This is a genomic window from Rhizobium leguminosarum bv. trifolii WSM2297 (assembly GCF_000271845.1).
In genome coordinates, this window is sequence record NZ_JH719395.1 from 1,047,708 (window position 1) to 1,065,871 (window position 18,164).

Sequence of the window (18,164 nt, forward strand, 5' to 3'; positions counted from 1 at the left end):
TCGAGATCCTGAAAATCACAGCGCGTGATAATCCCGGTTCATATAGATGAGCGCCGGGTGCTTTTCGCTGAAGCGGACAGCCGCAACCTCACCGAAGATGACATTGTGCGTCGGCATTTCCTTGATGTCAGTCACCCGGCAATCGAAGGCAGCGAGCGCATCAGCCAGCACCGGCGCGCCGGTGACCAGCGTCTCGAAACGGGCGCTGGCGAAACGGTCGCTATCGGCAAGCGGCGTCCGTCCGGAAAAGGCGTCGGCGACCCCCTGATGATGGGCGCCGAGCGTGTTGAGCACAAAAATGCCGCTGCGGAAAAAGATCTCGTTCTTCGGATTGGTATTGTTGAGGCAGATCAGCACCGAGGCCGGATTGTCCGACACCGAGCAGGCGGCAGTGATGGTGACGCCGCGGCGCAAGCCTTCCATCGCCGTCGTCACGAGCTGCACGTGGCCGGCATAACGGCTCATGGCATCGCGATAAAGGCCGGGGTCGATATGCTGCCTGTTCAACACCTGCTTCTCCGTGCGCGCTTATATGCCCATTGCATAATTCCTGAAATCGGAATCCACTTAGGACAAAATTAGCAGCAATTCAAAGTGCTACAGCGTCCTTTGCTGCTCTCGAAAAGACGCGTGGCGATTTAGTTCGAATTGCTATCGCGCCAATATGGCGAGCATCGGTTACCTTTTCTACAATAGGACCGGTGAAAAGCACTGCTTCACGCTTGTTTTTCTTTGACGATCGCAGCCTTGCGGATAAAAGGGCATGGACGATGGCTAGGGGATCTCCGCCTTTCATGATCAACCTGCGTGGCATAGCAGCCTGTCTGGTGCTGCTGGGAGCGGCGGCGCAAGGCCATGCGGCCGGCGTGACGATCGGCGTCGTCGCCCCTCAGAACGGCACGGTCGCTTTGCTCGGCGCTCAGATTGCCGCCGGTGCCGGTTTCGAGATCCGGCAATCCGGAAACACCCTCGTCGCCATCAATGAGACCTGCGAGGAGAATAGCGGGGCTGCGGTTGCCGATGCGCTGATCAATGCCAAGGTGCAGGTCGCAATCGGCTTTCTCTGCAGCGAGACGCTGGAAAGCGCGCTGCCGAAGCTGAAGGACGCCGGCATCCCCGCGATCACCGTTTCCGTGCGCTCCCGCATCCTGATGGAGGATGCGCTGAAGAACGGCTGGCCGCTCTTCCGCCTGGCGCCCGCCGACGGCACTGAGGCGGCAAAACTCAACGAAGTGATCCTCAAGAACTGGGCCGCCGATCCGATCGCCCTGATCGAGGACGGCACCATACACGGCCGCGAACTGACGGAAGCGGTGCGCAACGCGCTGGAACAGAACGGCCTGAAGCCGGTCTTTACCGATACCTATCGGCCGGGACAGGAGCAACAGATCGCCCTCGTCCGCCGTCTGAAACGGGCCGGCGCCACCAGGGTCTTCATCGGTGGCGACCGCAACGATGTCGCCGTCATCGCCCGTGACGCCAAGGCAGAAAACATTCCGCTGTCCATCCTCAGCGGCGATGCCATGCGCGCCGCCGACCAGCCGCTGCCGCTTGATACAGGCGTGCGCGCCGTCGTTCTGCCGGAATATGCCATTCTGCCGGAAGCCACGGCGGCAGCCGAGACGCTGCGCGCCAAAGGCATCGAGCCGGAAGGATATGTCCTGCCGTCGCTCGCGGCAGCACTGATCGCCGGCCAGGCGGCGGAAGCCGCCGCCGCGGCGGGCAAGCCGTTCCAGGAGATGCTTCTCGCCACGACGTTCCAGACGCCGATCGGCGCCATCGCCTTCACCGCAGCGCACGAACTTGCGCAAAACCCCTACCGCCTGCTCGAATGGCGGGGCAACGGCTTTTTTCCACCTGCCGCGCCGACGCAATGAGCGGCGGCGGCCAGTCTTGAAATCGGGTGCCGCGCTTAAGTGGCCGCCCACAGGGAGTAAAACTTGATGACGCTGCCCATTCGCATTGCCCCTTCGATCCTCGCGGCGGATTTCGCCCGGCTCGGCGAGGAGGTGCGCAACGTCACGGCCGCCGGCGCCGACTGGATCCATCTCGACGTGATGGACGGACATTTCGTGCCGAACATCTCTTTCGGCCCCGATGTCATCAAATCGCTGCGCTCCTATACCTCCGCCACCTTCGACTGCCATCTGATGATCTCGCCGGTCGACGACTATCTCGAAGCCTTCGCCAAGGCCGGCTGCGACCGGATCACCGTGCATGCCGAAGCCGGGCCGCATCTGCACCGCTCACTGCAGACCATCCGCAATCTCGGCAAGAAGGTCGGGGTGACGCTCAATCCGGCCACACCGCTGAGCGTCATCGAAAACGTGCTCGACGATGTCGATCTCATCCTGATCATGTCGGTCAACCCCGGCTTCGGCGGACAGAAGTTCATTCCGGCGATGGCGGCCAAGATCGCGGCGGCCAAGTCGCTGATCGGTGACCGGCCGATCGAACTCGAGGTCGACGGCGGCGTCACGGTGGAAACAGTGCCTGATATCGCGCGCGCCGGCGGCAACGTCCTCGTCGCCGGCTCGGCGATTTTCAAGGGCGCAACGGTCGAAGATTATCGCCGAACCGTCGCCGATCTGCGTCAGGCAGCCGAAGGGGCACGAGCATGATGAAGCGTCTACTCGTCGGCGGCATGCTTGCCGCCGCATTGCCCGGCCTATCACTGGCCGGTGACATTGCCAATATTCAGCCAATCGGCTTTTCCGCCGATGGCAAGGTATTCGGATTTCAGGAATTCGGCATCCAGGAGGAAGGCGGCGTCCCTTACTCCAACACCTATTTCGTCGATACTGAAAACGGTCAGTATCTCGAGGGCACGCCCTTCCGAACGGAGATGGCCGACAAGGACGCCAATCTTTCCAAGGCGCGGCGGCAGAACCTGACGGCCGCGCGCAGCCAGATGGACAAATACGATCTGCTCACCAATCCCGGCCTGATCGCCGCCTTCAATCCACCGACCGAGCTCGGCTCTCCCGCAAAGACCATCCGCTACACCACGCTTGCGACCGATGGTCCGCCGAAATCGCCCTATACGCTCTCGCTCAGCGAGATGCCGGTACCGACGCCGAAGGATTGCGCAGCAGGCGACAAGCGGGTTCTCGGCTTCAGCCTGCAGATGATCGAGAAACAAGGCACTCCGAACCGCCAGGCAGCCCGCCAGGCGACTGTAGTTCCGGCCGAGCGCGCCTGTTCTGTTGAATACCGGATCGGCGGCGCGGTGGTCTACCAGCCGGAAGCCGGAAACCCGGTTCACATCGCCCTTGTCCTGGCCTTCGACGCCGACAGGAACGGACGCTGGATCGCCGTTCCGGTTCATCCCTGAGCCCGGATCGCCCAAGGATGGATGGCCCGAACCCGGATCGCCCCAGGACAGATCGCCCGAGGACAAATAGCTCGAGGATGCACCGTCTGAGAGCCGCGCGGCCGCCCTACCCCGATCTGATTGCCGGCGCATTGTTCTGGGGCACGCAGATGCTCGCCTCCGCCATGCTCGGTCTTTACCTCCGCAACGGCCTGCAGACGAGCCGGCTTGCCGAGGTCGCCACACTCTATTTCCTAGGCGGCCTGCTTTCCTGGCCCTTCGCCCTGCCGGTCGCCCGCTTCTTTGCCTATGGCAGGCCGCCGGAAGCGCGTTTTGCCGCCTTTTTCGTGACGCTGACGGCGGCGACCATCGCAATGACCGCCTTCCTCTTCGCCATGGAATACCGGCTCTTCTACTCGCGCTGGCACGCGCCCTTCGGCAGTTTCGTCTGGGCCTTCCAGTTCGTCTTCACCAGCATCAGCGCCGTCTATCAGTTCCTGGTGATCGGCCTGCGCCTTTTCCTGCCGCTCGGCCTCGTCTGCCTTGTCGTTAGCAGTTATCATCTTGCCAAACGCATGCGTTGAGATTACCGCCCGTCTTTGCTACAGGGGCGCAGACATAGACGCTCAAAACCTCTTGAAGTGAAGGCAGCCGCCCATGATCCCGCGTTATTCCCGGCCCGAAATGGTCGCCATCTGGTCTCCCGAAACCAAGTTCCGCATCTGGTTCGAGATCGAGGCGCATGCCTGCGACGCGCTGGCCGAACTCGGCGTCATCCCGAAATCGGCGGCAAGGACGATCTGGGAAAAAGGCGGTGCGGCCACCTTCGACGTCGACCGCATCGATGAGATCGAGGCCGTCACCAAGCATGACGTCATCGCCTTCCTGACTCATCTCGCCGAGATCGTCGGGCCGGATGCGCGTTTCGTCCACCAGGGCATGACCTCATCGGACGTGCTCGACACCTGCTTCAACGTCCAGCTGGTGCGCGCCACCGATATCCTCATCGCCGACATCGACCGCCTGCTCGCAGCACTTAAAACCCGCGCCTTCGAACATAAGGACACGGTCACCATCGGCCGCTCGCACGGCATTCACGCCGAGCCCACCACCTTCGGCGTCAAGCTGGCGCTTGCCTATGCCGAATTCGAGCGCTGCCGCCAGCGCCTCGTCGCCGCCCGCGAGGAAATCGCGACCTGCGCCATCTCGGGCGCCGTCGGCACCTTCGCCAATATCGATCCGCGCGTCGAGGAACATGTCGCCGAGGCCCTCGGGCTGAAGGCCGAGCCGGTCTCGACCCAGGTCATCCCGCGCGATCGCCACGCCATGTATTTCGCCACTCTCGGCGTCGTTGCCTCCTCGATCGAGCGCCTGGCGACCGAAATTCGCCACCTGCAGCGCACCGAGGTTCTGGAGGCGGAAGAGTATTTCTCGCCCGGCCAGAAGGGCTCTTCGGCCATGCCGCACAAGCGCAACCCGGTTCTGACCGAAAACCTGACTGGCCTTGCCCGCATGGTCCGCTCCTACGCCATGCCGGCCATGGAAAACGTCGCCCTGTGGCACGAGCGCGATATCTCCCACTCCTCGGTCGAACGCATGATCGGCCCCGATGCCACCGTGACACTCGATTTCGCCCTGTCGCGTCTGGCCGGGGTCATCGAAAAGCTGCTGGTCTACCCCGAGAATATGGAGAAGAACCTCAACAAATTCCGCGGCCTCGTCCACTCCCAGCGCGTCCTGCTGGCACTGACGCAAGCCGGCGCTTCCCGCGAGGACGCCTACCGCCTGGTGCAGCGCAACGCCATGAAGGTCTGGGAGCAGGGTAAGGACTTTTTGGAAGAGCTGCTGGCCGATGCCGAGGTTCGTGCGGCGCTATCCGAAGAGGATATCCGCGAGAAGTTTGACCTCGGCTATCATACCAAGCATGTGGACACGATTTTTCGCCGCGTCTTCGGCAAAGCTTGAGCGGGCTGCAACGATATGACGGCGCCTAAGAGCAATTCCAGAAAAGTGCGAAGCGGTTTTCCGTCCGGAATTGCGTAAAAACAAAACGTTAGAGCGGTTCTGCGCTTCCGTGAAAAGCTGAACCGCTCTAGAGGCGCCGTTTTCATTTCGACCTTTTGTCTTGATGTGATTGCAGAACGGATGGTTAGCTTTTCTGAAGCGGCCGTTGTTTCTGCTTCGACGCTTTTGCGGCAGCAGGACGTTTACGAGTCTCAGCCTTTTTCGAAGGCGCCGCATTGGTCGCCTCCGATGTGCTACAAGCCTCCCTCTCGCCCCTGCCCTTGGCCGCCTTGGCGACCAGTTCGTCCAAACTCTTCAACTCCTCCTCGTCGAGATTCTCGATGCCGATGAAGCGGTTTTCGGCGTGGCTCGTCAGGATGATTTCGTTGAGTTTGGCTTGGATCGCCCTGGTGTCTCGCGTCTGGGCGTTTTGCAATACGAAGACCATCAGGAAGGTGATGATCGTCGTGCCGGTGTTGATGACCAGCTGCCAGGTTTCCGAATAATCGAACAAGGGGCCGAGTGCCGCCCAGATAATGACGGCGGTCAGCGCCAGGATGAAGATGACGGGTTTGCCGGCCCATTCCGATATCTTGGTTGCGAAGTGGGCGAACAGATGTTTCATCGTCACCTCTGAAATCCTCCCAAAAAGCCGGTGCTGACTAACGCGGCGAGAGGTCTTCAGGTTCCGGGAATCGGCGAAGGTTTAACCTCCGGGGATCGCGAGAGTTCGAGATCCCCGGAAACCTTAGATTAGACGGCTTCCCGCGCAATCAGCTTGCGATAGAGATGCCAGGTCGCATGACCGAGGATGGGAATGACAAGCGCAAGCCCGGCAAAAACCGGGATCGTGCCGATGACGAGCAGGGCTGCGACGATCAGGCCCCAGAGCAACACCGGCACCGGATTGGCGATCGTCGCGCGGATCGAGGCGACGACGGCGGCCACCGCCCCGACATCGCGGTCGAGCAGCAGCGGAAAGGTGATGACCGATATTGCCAGCACCACCAGCGCGAAGACGAAGCCGATCAGATTGCCCCAGATGATCAGCTGCATGCCCTCGGGCGTACCGAACACCTGACGGAAGAAATCCGCCATGCTGCGCGGAAACACTTCGCCGAGCAGATTGCTGTAGAGGGTCTGCGCCGTCACCAGCCAGACGACGAAAAGGCCGCAAAGCATCAGCCCGACTGCCACGATCGACGGCAGCGCCGGCGAATGGCGCACCTCGAGCGCATGCGTCCACGAACTATCGAGACCGGCTTCGCGCCGGCGGCTGATCTCGTAGAGGCCGATCGCTGCGATCGGGCCGATCAGCACGAAACCTGCCATCAGCGGAAAGACCATCGGCAAAAGATTGGCGCCCGAAGTCCATAAGGTCAGGAAGACGCCGGCAATCGGGTACATCAGGCACAGGAACACGTAGTGGGACGGTTTCTCCATGAAATCGTCGTAACCGCGCTTCAGCGCGTCGAAGACGTCAGCGATACCGATGCGATTGACAACGGGCCGCGCGAAGTTTTCGCCTGCACCCGTCATGACATGAAATGCCGCCATGGCTTTCTCCTCCTCAGCCGAGACCTGGTCGGCGGCGGACACGCAATCGGCGGGCAAGCCGACACGAAATCCGCAACCGGCACTGGAGCAATATAGCAAACCAAAGTGCCCGTGTCGCTCTCTCCCTTCACATCCCCTCTTGACATCCTGGGCGAGCCTTCTCACATCGGCGGCACTATGAAAGCCTCAGACGCAGATATCCTCATCATCCCCGGCTACACCAATTCCGGCCGGAGCCACTGGCAGAGCCGCTGGGAGGCAAAGCTCAGCACGGCGCGGCGCGTCGAACAGGCCGAATGGACGAAACCGGTCCGCGAGGACTGGATCGCCCGGATCGCCGAGGAAGTGAACGCCTCGAGCCGCCCGGTCATCCTCGTGGCCCATTCGCTCGGCGTGACCTCGGCAATCCACGCCATCCCGCATTTCCGCAAGCCGGTGGCGGGCGCCTTCCTCGTCGCCCCGCCCGATGTCGCCAATCCCGACATCCGCCCGAAGCACCTGATGACCTTCGGTCCCTACCCGCGCGATCCGCTGCCCTTCCCGTCGATCACGGTAGCGAGCCGCAACGATCCGTTCGGCAGCTACGAACATGCCGACGATATCGCCAGCAGCTGGGGCTCCTTCCTGGTCGATGCCGGCGAGGCAGGACATATCAATGCCGATTCCGGTCACGGCCCCTGGCCCGAGGGCACAATGGTCTTCGCCCAGTTCCTCAGCCGCCTCTCCGCCTGATAGAGGAAACCGGTCTTTCTCGATAATTGAGCAAGTGCTTTCTAAGTCTTTCTTAATGGAAAGACAGCAGACTGCGCCGAGATGCAATAAGCGAGAATGCCCGTGAAGAAAGCCCATCCAGAGGCCGATGATTCCGCAGCGGCTGAGGCAGGTGTCGGCAACACGGCGGATGACGATTCCGACCTGGCGGAACGCGAGAGCCGGTGGAACCATGCGCTCGTCGGCTCCGGCCTTGGCGTCTGGGATCACAACTACCGTCTCGACCGGAAGTTTTATTCGCAGACGTGGAAGACCATGCGCGGCATGGCGCCCGATGAGGAGGCCGCCGGCGATTACGACGCCTGGCTGGCACTCGTCCATCCCGATGATCGCGATTTCGTCGTTCATGCCATCGACCGGCAGAATGCCGGCGATCCGGATTTCCAGATCTTCGAATATCGCGAGCGCCACAGGGACGGCCACTGGATGTGGATCGACTGCCGCGGCGCCTGCGTCGAATGGGACGAGCGCGGCGTGCCGACGCGTATCATCGGCACGGATACGGATATTACCGACCGCAAGGAGGCCGAGGATACGCTGTCGCGCCTGTCGCGCCGGCTCGATCTGGCGCTGGAGATTTCCCGCATCGGCGTCTTCGAAGCGGATATCGAGAATGATACCGTCGAATGGGACGAGCGGCTCATCTCCATTTACGGGCTCAAGGGCGCCTCGCGTCCAATCGCCAGCGACGTCTGGGCGAAAAGCCTGCATCCAGACGATCGCGAGCGCGTGCTGGGTTTGTCCGACCGCAGCGTCGAAAGCGGCAGTGATTTTCAGCAGGAATACCGCATCATCCGCGGCGACGGCGCCGAACGTGTGATCCGCGCCCGCTCGGCCTTCTTCGTCGACGGCAACGGCCACCGCAAGCTGATCGGCGCCAATTGGGACGTCACCGAGGAGGTCGCGCTTCGCAACGAGCTGCAGCGCGCCAAGGATCTTGCCGAGGCGCACAACCGCGAACTCGAAGTTGCCAAGGAGAGCATCGAGCGCCTGGCGTTGCACGATTATCTCACCAGCCTGCCGAACCGCCGCTATCTCGACAAGATGCTGGACGAGCGCTCGGCCGAATGCCGCGCCAAGGGCCTGGGGCTGGCAATCCTGCATATCGATCTCGACCGTTTCAAGCAGATCAACGACACGCTCGGCCACCGGGCCGGCGACGCCATGCTGCAGCATGCCGCGAGCGTCCTGAGGAATTCCGTCCGCGCCGTGGATTTCGTGGCCCGCATCGGCGGCGACGAGTTCGTCATCCTCTGCACCGCCGATCCCGCCTCGAAGAAGATCGGCGGCCTTGCCCAACGCATCATTCGCGAATTGCGCAAACCCGTCAGATATGAGGGGCACGACTGCCGTTTCGGCGCCAGCATCGGCATCGCCATCGACAGTGGACCAAAGCTCGACGCCAAGCAGACGCTGCTCGATGCCGATATTGCGCTCTATCGCGCCAAGGGCCTGGGCCGCAACCGTTTCGAATTTTTCTCCGCGTCTGCCCGCCGCGACGTCGTCTCGGCCAAGCACCTGGCCGACGAGATCCTGATCGGCCTCGAGCGCGATGAATTCGTGCCCTTCTATCAGTTGCAGTTCGATGCCCGCACGCTTGACGTCGTCGGCGTCGAAACACTGGCCCGCTGGCAGCACCCGGTGCATGGGCTGCTGACGCCTGACCGTTTCCTCGCTATCGCCGAGGATCTCGACGTCGTCTCGACCATCGACGCCCTGATCCTGGAGCGCGCCATCGCCGATCGCCGCGCCTGGATCAAGGACGGACTGCCCGTTCCGAAGATATCGGTCAACGTTTCCGCCCGGCGGCTTGCCGATCCCGATCTCGGCAAGAAGCTTCGCGCCCTGAAAATCGCACCCGGCACCATCGCCTTCGAACTGCTGGAATCGATCTCGCTCGACGACTGCGACGACGCGGTGGCCGCCAATCTGAAAAAGCTGCGCAAGCTCGGCATCGACATCCAGATCGATGATTTCGGCACCGGCCATGCCTCGATCGTCAGCCTGCTGCGCTTGAGCCCGAAGACGTTGAAGATCGACCGCGAGTTGATCCGTATGCTGCCGCAATCGGCCGAGCAGCGCAAACTCGTCGGCTCGATCATCGATATCGGCCGCTCGCTTGATATCCTTGTCATCGCCGAGGGTGTCGAGACTGCCGATCATATCCGCATTCTCGAGGAACTCGACTGCGACACGCTGCAGGGCTACGCACTCGCCCGGCCGATGCCGGCCATGCAGATCCCTTCCTTCATCCGCGCCGGCAGCTGGCGCCACGTGCAGACTGCGGCCCGCGCCCTGCAGACGCAGCTTCGTCGCGCGCTGCCGAGCAGAGCCGCCAAATAAAAGACCTGCACAAGCAGCCCGCCATTTCGCCGTCATTTCACAGTACAGGAAAAGGCGCTAAACTCACCTTGCGAATTCATTCGATTCTCTTGGCGGTATTCCGTAGAATCCGGAAACCGGGGAAGGAAGGATAGGCGGATTGTGAAACACACTCTTTTCCTTTAAGGGGACGCCACGAGATCGATCCACTCGCGCTACCCCAAGAGCGCCAACAACAGAGAATGACCACGATGAACCGTCGCCGCCGTATCTACGAGGGCAAGGCAAAGATTCTGTACGAAGGCCCGGAACCGGGCACTTTGATCCAGTTCTTCAAGGACGATGCCACTGCCTTCAACAAGAAGAAACACGAAGTCATCGACGGCAAGGGCGTCCTCAACAACCGCATTTCCGAATATATCTTCAGCCATCTGAACAAGATCGGCATCCCCACGCACTTCATCCGCCGGCTCAACATGCGCGAGCAGCTGATCAAGGAAGTGGAGATGATCCCGTTGGAGATCGTCGTGCGCAACGTCGCCGCCGGTTCGCTCGCCAAGCGCCTGGGGATCGATGAAGGCGTGGTACTGCCGCGCTCGATCATCGAATTCTACTACAAATCCGACGCGCTTGACGATCCGATGGTCTCCGAAGAGCACATCACCGCCTTCGGCTGGGCCAATCCGGCCGAACTCGACGACATCATGGCGCTTGCTATTCGCGTCAACGACTTCATGACCGGCCTCTTCCTTGGCGTCGGCATTCAGCTCGTCGACTTCAAGATCGAATGCGGCCGCCTCTTCGAAGGCGATCTGATGCGCATCATCCTCGCTGACGAAATCTCGCCGGACAGCTGCCGGCTCTGGGATATCGAGACCCACGAGAAGATGGACAAGGATCGTTTCCGCCGTGATCTCGGCGGCTTGCTCGAAGCCTATTCCGAAGTGGCGCGCCGTCTCGGCATCATCAACGAAAACGAGCCTGTGCGCGGCACCGGCCCCGTTTTGGTTAAGTAAACAGATCGTCTGGTCAAGTAAGGCAGGAAAGACAAAGTGATCAAGGCTCGTGTCACCGTCACGCTGAAAAACGGCGTTCTCGATCCGCAGGGCAAGGCTATCGAGGGCGCGCTCGGTGCCCTCGGCTTCTCGGGCGTCGGCCATATCAGACAGGGCAAGGTCTTCGACCTGGAACTGGAAAGCACCGACAAAGCCAAGGCCGAGGCCGATCTCAAGGCCATGTGCGAGAAGCTCCTCGCCAACACGGTCATCGAGAACTACGCGATCGCGATCGACTGACGATCGCCGACCCGTCGCCCGGCGGACTTTGAGGATTTGGCGTCATGACGCAGGCAAAGCTGGAGACGGAAGTCTCGAAATATATGAGCTATGTTTTGCGTCATGCGCCCGAAGCCGCGGGTTTGACACTTGATGCCGAGGGCTGGGTGCCGTTCGATGAACTCGAAAAGGCGCTGATGTCGAAATTCGACGTTTCCCGCGCCGATATTATCGAGATCGTCGAAAACAATCCGAAGAAGCGCTTCACCCTTGTCGACAACAGAATTCGCGCCAATCAGGGCCACAGCGTCGATATCGATCTCGCGTTGACCCCGGTGGAACCGCCCGCGTCTCTGTATCACGGCACGTCTTTGGCGAGCTGGCAGTCGATCGAGCGCGAAGGCTTGAAGAAGATGCAGCGCCATCACGTTCACCTGTCGGCGGAGGTCGAAACCGCGAAAATCGTCGCAACGCGCCGCAAGGGTGAATATCTCATCCTACGTGTGGATGCGGCCCGCATGTTTTCAGAGGGTCATTCTTTCTTTGTCTCCGACAATGGAGTATGGCTCGCCGAAAGCGTTCCAGTTCAATATCTTTCGCCAGACGCGGGGACCCCATGAAATCAGCCGTCGTTCAACTTCCGGGCCTCAACCGTGACCGCGACATGATCGCTGCCCTGACGAAGATTTCCGGGACGCCACCGGTGACGATCTGGCAGACGGAAACCGAGATTCCCGATGTCGACCTGATCGTCATCCCCGGCGGCTTCTCCTATGGCGATTACCTGCGCTGCGGCGCGATCGCCGCCCGCATGCCGGTCATGCAGGCGATCATCGACAAGGCTGAAAAAGGCGTGAAGGTGCTCGGCGTCTGCAACGGCTTCCAGATTCTCGTCGAAGCCGGCCTGCTGCCCGGCGCGCTAATGCGCAATGCCTCGCTGAAATTCGTCTGCCGCGAAGTCAAGCTCGAAGTCGTCAATGCCGAGACCGACTTCACCCGCGCCTATGCGCAAGGGCAAGTCATCCGCAGCCCGGTCGCTCACCACGACGGCAATTATTTCACCGATGAAGCGACGCTGGCGAGAATCGAAGGCAATGGCCAGGTGGTATTCCGCTATGCCGAAGGCACCAATCCGAACGGCTCGCTCAACGACATCGCCGGCGTGATGAATGAAAAGTGCAACGTGCTCGGCATGATGCCGCATCCCGAAAACCTGATCGAAGCCGCTCATGGCGGCTCGGACGGCCGTGGCCTCTTTGCCTCGGCGCTCGATGTCATCGCTGCCTGAGCCCTGCACTTTGCCCAAGACCTCGCAACGGCCTTGGGTAACGGCATGCACCCCAAAATTCCCGTCCGGATCGGAGCAAGATTGATGCGCCCTCGCCTCGCAAACGCCGCCCTGTTGACCGCTCTCGCAGCCATGGTGGCAGCTTGCCAAACGTCGGCGCCAACGACAGGTCCGAACCGCGCGGCTCTGCCAACGATGGAACGCGTGGCGCTCGGCGCCAATGCCTGCTGGTTCAAATCCGGCGATCCGGCCTTTGCAGCCTATAAGCTTGCGCCGGAACTCAATTCCTTCTCCGGCCGGCCGCGCATCCTGCTCGTCCACAAGGGCAGCCCGGAAGCTCGGCCGTTGCTGGTCGTCCAGGCCGAGGGAAGCCCGTCACGGCTCCAGGCCTTCGGACCGATGATGTCGGAGCCGGTCGCCGGCCGTATCGCCGCCGACGTCAATCGCTGGTCCGGGGGCAACAAAGCCTGCAGCTGATCGCTGCGGTCGGCGCCGAAGGCTCGATCAATCCCAGAAGAATGATTTGCCGACTTCGCGGGCCGCGTCGGACTGCGACACCCCGATATCCTTGAGTCCGGCTGCCGTAAGCTCCCTCAGCGCCCGCCGGCCTTCCCGCTTCTGATGCCAAAGCAGAAGCGCGGCCCAGATTCGCCCCAGACGCGTCGCCTTTTCGGCGGGCGCGGACGGCAGGGCGATTTGCCTTCTATCCTCGAAAGAGACAATGGGTACAATTGGCATTTTGATTTCAGGCAGGGCAGACATTCCAGGAATCCTCTCGGTTCGTCCTTGGAATTGACTCTTAATCTTGACAGGTACAATGTGACAATATAAGCAATTGTCACCATGACAAATTGGCTTCCTGATATTTCCCGCGGTGCCGGGCCGGTCTATCTCCGGCTTGCCGACAGCATCGAATCCGCCATCGCAACCGGCGCCCTGCCCGCCGGCAGCAAATTGCCGCCGCAGCGCAACCTCGCCTATGATATTGGTGTGACAATCGGCACGATCGGCCGCGCCTATGCGCTCGTGCACGAACGCGGCCTGGTTGCCGGCGAGGTCGGGCGCGGCACCTATGTGCTGAACCGGTCGGAGACGCCGCCCAGCGAACAGACAGATCCGCTGGCCGTCTCGCTCGGCGGCACCCGTTTCCAGGATGCGCCCGCCAACAAGATCCGTTTCGACACGACAGCCGCTCCCGATCTCGGCCAGGGCAAAATTATAGCGGGTATCCTTTCCGAGATCGGCGAACAGCATCTCGCCGAAATCTCCTCCTATTCCCGGAGTTTTCCGCAGAACTGGTTCGAAGCCGGCCGCCGCTGGCTCGGCCGCAGCGGCTGGACGCCGGAGGTCGAAAACATCGTTCCCACGCTCGGCGCTCACGCGGCGGCAATCGCCGTCATCGCCGCCGTCTCGGCGCCGGGCGACAAGATCGTCTTCGAGAACCTCACCTACACCCAAGTCAGCCGCAGCGCCCGCCTGCTGGGCCGCCGCACGCTGACGGTCGATTCCGATGAGCAAGGCGTGATCCCGGAGGATTTCGAGCGGCTCTGCCAGCAGCAGCATCCGAAGGTCGCATTCCTGATGCCGACCGTCCACAATCCGACGGTGACGATCATGCCTTATGAGCGGCGGGCGGCAATTGCCGCAATCGCCAGGAAGCATGGTGTCTGGCTGATCGAGGACGATCTCTACGGCGGCATGGCAGCCGATGAGACACCGCTGCTTGCTTCGCTTGCGCCCGATCGCACTTTCCTTGTCAATGGCTTGTCGAAATCAGTCGCCGCCGGCGTGCGCGGCGGCTGGGTTGCCTGCCCACCGCATTTTGCCCAGCGCATCAGGGTGACGCACAGGATGATCACCGGCGGCCTGCCGTTCATCCTGGCGGAGACCTGTGCGCGCCTCGTCGAAAGCGGCACGGCGCACGAGATCCGCAAACAGAGTGTCGAGGAACTCTCCCGGCGCGTCCATCTCGCCCGCGAGCAGTTGCAGGGATTCGATTTCCAATCGCACCCGCATGCGCCCTTCCTCTGGCTGAAACTGCCGGAGCCCTGGATGTCGGGCACCTTCAAGAATGCCGCCTTTCGCGACGGTGTGCTCGTCGACGACGAGGATGAATTCAAGGCGGCCCGCGCGGAAAAATCCTATCATCGCGTCCGCGTCGGCTTCTCCTCGCCGAAGACCAGTCAGGAACTGATCGCTGGCTTGATGATCCTGCGCCGACTGCTGGAAAATGGCGGTTCCGCCTATGATGGTGAAATATGACGTGTTGCAAATGCACGTCATAATTTAGAAAAAACGCAGCAGCCTAATCAAAGCGCTTCACCGACTCAATCTGCATGCTACGTCTTTGTATTCCAGCCCGACGCGAATCAAAGGACAGCAGATGAGGGTCGACTTCGGAAGAACCGCCTTGCGTTTTTTGGGTACGGCGTCATTGGCGGCGGTAGCCGGCATCTCGACGGCAGGTTCGGTGAGCGCCGGCGAGCAGATATTCGATGAACTCCGGTTCGGGGTCTCGACCTCGGTACAATCGGGACATTCCAGGGAAGACGGCGTCTTTCCCGAAATCACCGCTCTCTTCGATCCTTTCGGATATGAGACCGCCGTCGGCTGGCAGCAACAGTTGCTGCGTCCCCGCGTCCATCTCGGCACCTCGATCGGCACGTCGGGCGAAGCCAGCCAATTCTTCACCGGTTTCACCTGGACGGTCGATTTCAACGAGAAGCTCTTTGCCGAAGCCGGCTTCGGCGGCGTCATCCATACCGGCAATCTCGACGGTGACAATGACGGCCCGGAACTCGGCTGTCGTCTCCTCTTCCACGAATATGCCGGCGCCGGCTACCGTTTCACCCGCAATTGGAACGTGATGGCCCAGATCGCCCACTCCTCGCATGCCAATCTTTGCGACGGCCCGAACGACGGCATGACACGCGCCGGCCTGCAGATCGGCTACAAGTTCTGACCGATTGCCGCTTTGAAAAAAGAGTCTGCCCGCCCTCTGTTGACGGCGGGCTTTTTTCTGTCGCGCGCCGCCGCTACATAAGCTAAAGACAGCGCAAAACGCGCCAGGGACTTTCCGCTCATGACCATTCCAAACACCATCCCGATCACGCCGGAACTCATCGCGGGCCATGGCCTGAAGCCGGACGAGTATCAGCGCATTCTGGATCTGATCGGCCGCGAACCGACTTTCACCGAACTCGGCATCTTCTCGGCCATGTGGAACGAGCACTGCTCTTACAAATCCTCGAAGAAGTGGCTGCGCACGCTGCCGACCAAAGGCGATCGCGTCATCCAGGGCCCGGGCGAAAATGCCGGCGTGGTCGATATCGATGATGGCGATTGCGTCGTCTTCAAGATGGAGAGCCACAACCACCCCTCCTACATCGAGCCCTACCAGGGCGCCGCGACCGGCGTCGGCGGCATCCTGCGTGACGTCTTCACCATGGGTGCGCGCCCGATCGCCGCGATGAACGCCTTGCGTTTCGGCGAGCCGGATCACCCGAAGACCCGCCACCTCGTCTCGGGCGTCGTCTCCGGCGTCGGTGGCTACGGCAATTCCTTCGGCGTGCCGACGGTCGGCGGCGAAGTCGAGTTCGATGCCCGCTACAACGGCAACATCCTCGTCAACGCCTTTGCCGCCGGCATCGCCAAGTCGAACGCCATCTTCTTGTCCGAAGCCAAGGGCGTCGGCCTTCCGGTCGTTTACCTCGGTGCCAAGACCGGCCGCGATGGCGTCGGCGGCGCGACCATGGCTTCGGCCGAATTCGACGAATCGATCGAGGAAAAGCGCCCGACGGTTCAGGTCGGCGACCCCTTCACCGAAAAGTGCCTGCTGGAAGCCTGCCTCGAGCTGATGCAGACCGGCGCCGTCATCGCCATCCAGGACATGGGTGCGGCCGGCCTCACTTGCTCGGCCGTCGAAATGGGCGCCAAGGGCGATCTCGGCATCCTGCTCGAACTCGACAAGGTGCCGGTCCGCGAAGAGCGGATGACGGCCTATGAGATGATGCTGTCGGAAAGCCAGGAGCGCATGCTCATGGTGCTGCAGCCGGAGAAGGAAGAGGAAGCCAAGGCGATCTTCGTCAAATGGGGCCTCGATTTCGCCATTGTCGGCAAGACGACCGACGACCTGCGCTTCCGCGTCATGCACCAGGGCAAGGAAGTCGCCAACCTGCCGATCAAGGATCTCGGCGACCAGGCGCCGGAATATGATCGCCCCTGGCGCGAATCCGGCAAGCATGCCCCCCTGCCCGCAAATCTCGTCGCCGCACCCGACGACTATGGCCAGGCGTTGCTGCAGCTCGTCGGCTCCGCCAATCAGTCGAGCCGCCGCTGGGTCTATGAACAATATGACACGCTCATCCAAGGGAATTCGCTGCAGCTTCCGGGCGGCGATGCCGGGGTCGTGCGCGTCGACGGCCATCCGGGCAAGGCGCTCGCTTTCTCCTCCGACGTGACGCCGCGTTATGTCGAAGCCGATCCCTTCGAAGGCGGCAAGCAGGCGGTCGCCGAATGCTGGCGCAACATCACCGCAACCGGCGCCGAGCCGCTCGCCGCCACCGACAATCTCAACTTCGGCAATCCGGAAAAGCCCGAGATCATGGGCCAGTTCGTTCAGGCGGTGAAGGGCATCGGCGAGGCCTGCCGGGCGCTCGATTTCCCGATCGTCTCCGGCAATGTCTCGCTCTACAACGAGACCAACGGTGTCGCCATCCTGCCGACCCCGACGATCGCAGGCGTCGGCCTGCTGCCGGACTGGCGCACCATGGCCCGCATCGGCAGCGCCAATGACGGCGACAAGGTGATTATGATCGGCGTCGACGGCAGCCATCTCGGCCAGTCCGTCTATCTCCGTGACGTGCTCTCCAGCCGCGAAGGTCCCGCCCCCGAGGTGGATCTCTTTGCCGAGCGCCGCAACGGCGATTTCGTCCGCTCCGTCATCCGCAACGGCCAGGCGACCGCCTGCCACGACATTTCCTCGGGCGGCCTTGCGGTTGCACTCGCCGAAATGGCCATGGCATCGGACAAGGGCCTGACGATCGATCTCAGTGAAAGCAGAGGCGCGCCGCATGCGCTGCTCTTCGGCGAGGATCAGGCCCGCTACGTGCTGACGGTCCCTGCCGACGTGGCAAATTTCGTCTGCGCAAATGCAGAAGGCGCGGGTGTTCCCTTCCGCCGTCTCGGCACCGTCGGAGGAACGACGCTTGCTGTCGGCGATCTCATCTCGCTGCCGATTCAGCAATTGCGCGATGCCCATGAATCGTGGTTCCCTGATTTCATGGAAGGCCGCGGCGAACTGGCCGCGGAATAATGCGCAAGGAGTAACGATCATGGCGATGAAACCCGGCGATATCGAAGACATGATCAAGGCTGGGATTCCCGGTGCCAAGGTGACGATCCGCGATTTGGCAGGCGACGGCGACCACTACGCCGCCGAAGTCGTCGCCGAAGCCTTCCGCGGCAAGAGCCGCGTGCAGCAGCACCAGATGGTCTACGAGGCGCTGAAGGGCAATATGGGTGGCATACTGCATGCGCTGGCGCTGCAGACCTCCGCGCCGGAATAGTGTCTCGTCCGATGTGGATAAACCACGCTTGGCGCTTGGGCGTAACCCCCTAACTTAATGTGGCATCC

20 protein-coding genes are annotated in these 18,164 nt (G+C 61.7%); 16 read left to right on the plus strand and 4 right to left on the minus strand.

Annotated features, from left to right (window positions below):
* Positions 1–15: 15 nt before the first annotated feature.
* Positions 16–510 (minus strand): flavin reductase, encoded by a 495-nt coding sequence (locus RLEG4DRAFT_RS20385; RefSeq protein WP_003579520.1) that lies wholly within the window; start codon positions 508–510, stop codon positions 16–18.
* A gap of 284 nt (positions 511–794) precedes the next feature.
* On the opposite strand from RLEG4DRAFT_RS20385, the gene RLEG4DRAFT_RS20390 reads away from it, so the two are divergent.
* The 5 genes from RLEG4DRAFT_RS20390 to purB all read left to right on the plus strand — a co-directional run bounded on the left by RLEG4DRAFT_RS20390 (position 795) and on the right by purB (position 5,278).
* The gene (locus tag RLEG4DRAFT_RS20390) at positions 795–1,877 is read left to right on the plus strand and encodes an ABC transporter substrate-binding protein (protein WP_037093897.1); all 1,083 of its coding nucleotides are present in this window, start codon (positions 795–797) and stop codon (positions 1,875–1,877) included.
* Between the two features lie 66 nt (positions 1,878–1,943).
* A complete protein-coding gene (gene rpe, locus RLEG4DRAFT_RS20395; RefSeq protein ID WP_003579522.1) occupies positions 1,944–2,621 on the plus strand; it encodes a ribulose-phosphate 3-epimerase in 678 nt (225 codons plus the stop codon).
* Complete coding sequence (locus RLEG4DRAFT_RS20400; RefSeq protein WP_003579523.1) at positions 2,618–3,334, plus strand: DUF2259 domain-containing protein; 717 nt, start codon at positions 2,618–2,620, stop codon at positions 3,332–3,334. Before rpe ends, RLEG4DRAFT_RS20400 begins: the two co-directional genes overlap by 4 nt.
* A 77-nt stretch (positions 3,335–3,411) precedes the next feature.
* Positions 3,412–3,897 (plus strand): hypothetical protein, encoded by a 486-nt coding sequence (locus RLEG4DRAFT_RS20405; RefSeq protein ID WP_051040902.1) that lies wholly within the window; start codon positions 3,412–3,414, stop codon positions 3,895–3,897.
* A 73-nt stretch (positions 3,898–3,970) separates the two neighbouring features.
* On the plus strand, positions 3,971–5,278 hold the full coding sequence (gene purB / locus RLEG4DRAFT_RS20410; protein ID WP_003579525.1) for an adenylosuccinate lyase: 1,308 nt from the start codon (positions 3,971–3,973) through the stop codon (positions 5,276–5,278).
* Between the two features lie 184 nt (positions 5,279–5,462).
* Here purB and RLEG4DRAFT_RS20415 read toward each other — a convergent pair whose 3' ends face one another.
* Complete coding sequence (locus RLEG4DRAFT_RS20415; RefSeq protein WP_003579526.1) at positions 5,463–5,942, minus strand: low affinity iron permease family protein; 480 nt, start codon at positions 5,940–5,942, stop codon at positions 5,463–5,465.
* Positions 5,943–6,070: 128 nt separating this feature from the next.
* Positions 6,071–6,874, minus strand: coding sequence for a DUF2189 domain-containing protein (locus RLEG4DRAFT_RS20420; RefSeq protein WP_003579527.1), 804 nt, complete (start codon positions 6,872–6,874; stop codon positions 6,071–6,073).
* A gap of 177 nt (positions 6,875–7,051) precedes the next feature.
* Here RLEG4DRAFT_RS20420 and RLEG4DRAFT_RS20425 point away from each other — a divergent pair, with 177 nt between their 5' ends.
* The 7 genes from RLEG4DRAFT_RS20425 (at position 7,052) to RLEG4DRAFT_RS20455 (ending at position 13,006) form a co-directional block, all read left to right on the plus strand.
* Positions 7,052–7,606, plus strand: coding sequence for an RBBP9/YdeN family alpha/beta hydrolase (locus RLEG4DRAFT_RS20425; protein WP_003579529.1), 555 nt, complete (start codon positions 7,052–7,054; stop codon positions 7,604–7,606).
* 96 nt (positions 7,607–7,702) lie between these two features.
* Positions 7,703–9,988, plus strand: a complete 2,286-nt coding sequence (locus tag RLEG4DRAFT_RS20430) for a putative bifunctional diguanylate cyclase/phosphodiesterase (protein WP_003579530.1) — start codon at positions 7,703–7,705, stop codon at positions 9,986–9,988.
* 230 nt (positions 9,989–10,218) lie between these two features.
* Entirely contained in the window at positions 10,219–10,983 is a 765-nt protein-coding gene (gene purC, locus RLEG4DRAFT_RS20435; protein ID WP_003568927.1) for a phosphoribosylaminoimidazolesuccinocarboxamide synthase, read from the plus strand.
* Between the two features lie 36 nt (positions 10,984–11,019).
* Positions 11,020–11,262, plus strand: a complete 243-nt coding sequence (gene purS, locus RLEG4DRAFT_RS20440) for a phosphoribosylformylglycinamidine synthase subunit PurS (RefSeq protein WP_003568928.1) — start codon at positions 11,020–11,022, stop codon at positions 11,260–11,262.
* 44 nt (positions 11,263–11,306) lie between these two features.
* The gene (locus tag RLEG4DRAFT_RS20445; protein ID WP_003579531.1) at positions 11,307–11,861 is read left to right on the plus strand and encodes an RNA 2'-phosphotransferase; all 555 of its coding nucleotides are present in this window, start codon (positions 11,307–11,309) and stop codon (positions 11,859–11,861) included.
* Entirely contained in the window at positions 11,858–12,529 is a 672-nt protein-coding gene (purQ, locus tag RLEG4DRAFT_RS20450; protein ID WP_003579532.1) for a phosphoribosylformylglycinamidine synthase subunit PurQ, read from the plus strand. The genes RLEG4DRAFT_RS20445 and purQ overlap by 4 nt, the downstream gene beginning before the upstream one ends.
* 84 nt (positions 12,530–12,613) lie before the next feature.
* Positions 12,614–13,006: a hypothetical protein gene (locus RLEG4DRAFT_RS20455; protein ID WP_003579533.1), complete on the plus strand. Its 393-nt coding sequence runs from the start codon at positions 12,614–12,616 to the stop codon at positions 13,004–13,006.
* Positions 13,007–13,033: 27 nt separating this feature from the next.
* Here RLEG4DRAFT_RS20455 and RLEG4DRAFT_RS20460 read toward each other — a convergent pair whose 3' ends face one another.
* On the minus strand, positions 13,034–13,291 hold the full coding sequence (locus RLEG4DRAFT_RS20460; protein WP_003579534.1) for a DUF1127 domain-containing protein: 258 nt from the start codon (positions 13,289–13,291) through the stop codon (positions 13,034–13,036).
* A gap of 81 nt (positions 13,292–13,372) precedes the next feature.
* Here RLEG4DRAFT_RS20460 and RLEG4DRAFT_RS20465 point away from each other — a divergent pair, with 81 nt between their 5' ends.
* From RLEG4DRAFT_RS20465 to RLEG4DRAFT_RS20480, 4 genes are all read left to right on the plus strand, one after another.
* Positions 13,373–14,791 carry a PLP-dependent aminotransferase family protein gene (locus RLEG4DRAFT_RS20465; protein ID WP_003579535.1) on the plus strand — a complete coding sequence of 473 codons (1,419 nt, stop codon included), beginning with the start codon at positions 13,373–13,375 and terminating at the stop codon, positions 14,789–14,791.
* A gap of 121 nt (positions 14,792–14,912) precedes the next feature.
* Positions 14,913–15,491: an acyloxyacyl hydrolase gene (locus RLEG4DRAFT_RS20470; RefSeq protein WP_003579536.1), complete on the plus strand. Its 579-nt coding sequence runs from the start codon at positions 14,913–14,915 to the stop codon at positions 15,489–15,491.
* A 120-nt stretch (positions 15,492–15,611) separates the two neighbouring features.
* The gene (gene purL, locus RLEG4DRAFT_RS20475) at positions 15,612–17,843 is read left to right on the plus strand and encodes a phosphoribosylformylglycinamidine synthase subunit PurL (protein WP_003579537.1); all 2,232 of its coding nucleotides are present in this window, start codon (positions 15,612–15,614) and stop codon (positions 17,841–17,843) included.
* A gap of 19 nt (positions 17,844–17,862) precedes the next feature.
* Positions 17,863–18,096, plus strand: a complete 234-nt coding sequence (locus RLEG4DRAFT_RS20480; protein ID WP_003579540.1) for a BolA/IbaG family iron-sulfur metabolism protein — start codon at positions 17,863–17,865, stop codon at positions 18,094–18,096.
* Positions 18,097–18,164 lie beyond the last annotated feature (68 nt).

Coding starts and splice junctions, on each gene's coding strand:
- RLEG4DRAFT_RS20390 (WP_037093897.1), top strand. CDS start 795: ATGATCAACCTGCGTGGCATAGCAGCCTGTCTGGTGCTGCTGGGAGCG.
- rpe (WP_003579522.1), top strand. CDS start 1,944: ATGACGCTGCCCATTCGCATTGCCCCTTCGATCCTCGCGGCGGATTTC.
- RLEG4DRAFT_RS20400 (WP_003579523.1), top strand. CDS start 2,618: ATGATGAAGCGTCTACTCGTCGGCGGCATGCTTGCCGCCGCATTGCCC.
- RLEG4DRAFT_RS20405 (WP_051040902.1), top strand. CDS start 3,412: ATGCACCGTCTGAGAGCCGCGCGGCCGCCCTACCCCGATCTGATTGCC.
- purB (WP_003579525.1), top strand. CDS start 3,971: ATGATCCCGCGTTATTCCCGGCCCGAAATGGTCGCCATCTGGTCTCCC.
- RLEG4DRAFT_RS20415 (WP_003579526.1), bottom strand. CDS start 5,942: ATGAAACATCTGTTCGCCCACTTCGCAACCAAGATATCGGAATGGGCC.
- RLEG4DRAFT_RS20420 (WP_003579527.1), bottom strand. CDS start 6,874: ATGGCGGCATTTCATGTCATGACGGGTGCAGGCGAAAACTTCGCGCGG.
- RLEG4DRAFT_RS20425 (WP_003579529.1), top strand. CDS start 7,052: ATGAAAGCCTCAGACGCAGATATCCTCATCATCCCCGGCTACACCAAT.
- RLEG4DRAFT_RS20430 (WP_003579530.1), top strand. CDS start 7,703: ATGCCCGTGAAGAAAGCCCATCCAGAGGCCGATGATTCCGCAGCGGCT.
- purC (WP_003568927.1), top strand. CDS start 10,219: ATGAACCGTCGCCGCCGTATCTACGAGGGCAAGGCAAAGATTCTGTAC.
- RLEG4DRAFT_RS20445 (WP_003579531.1), top strand. CDS start 11,307: ATGACGCAGGCAAAGCTGGAGACGGAAGTCTCGAAATATATGAGCTAT.
- purQ (WP_003579532.1), top strand. CDS start 11,858: ATGAAATCAGCCGTCGTTCAACTTCCGGGCCTCAACCGTGACCGCGAC.
- RLEG4DRAFT_RS20455 (WP_003579533.1), top strand. CDS start 12,614: ATGCGCCCTCGCCTCGCAAACGCCGCCCTGTTGACCGCTCTCGCAGCC.
- RLEG4DRAFT_RS20460 (WP_003579534.1), bottom strand. CDS start 13,291: ATGTCTGCCCTGCCTGAAATCAAAATGCCAATTGTACCCATTGTCTCT.
- RLEG4DRAFT_RS20465 (WP_003579535.1), top strand. CDS start 13,373: ATGACAAATTGGCTTCCTGATATTTCCCGCGGTGCCGGGCCGGTCTAT.
- RLEG4DRAFT_RS20470 (WP_003579536.1), top strand. CDS start 14,913: ATGAGGGTCGACTTCGGAAGAACCGCCTTGCGTTTTTTGGGTACGGCG.
- purL (WP_003579537.1), top strand. CDS start 15,612: ATGACCATTCCAAACACCATCCCGATCACGCCGGAACTCATCGCGGGC.
- RLEG4DRAFT_RS20480 (WP_003579540.1), top strand. CDS start 17,863: ATGGCGATGAAACCCGGCGATATCGAAGACATGATCAAGGCTGGGATT.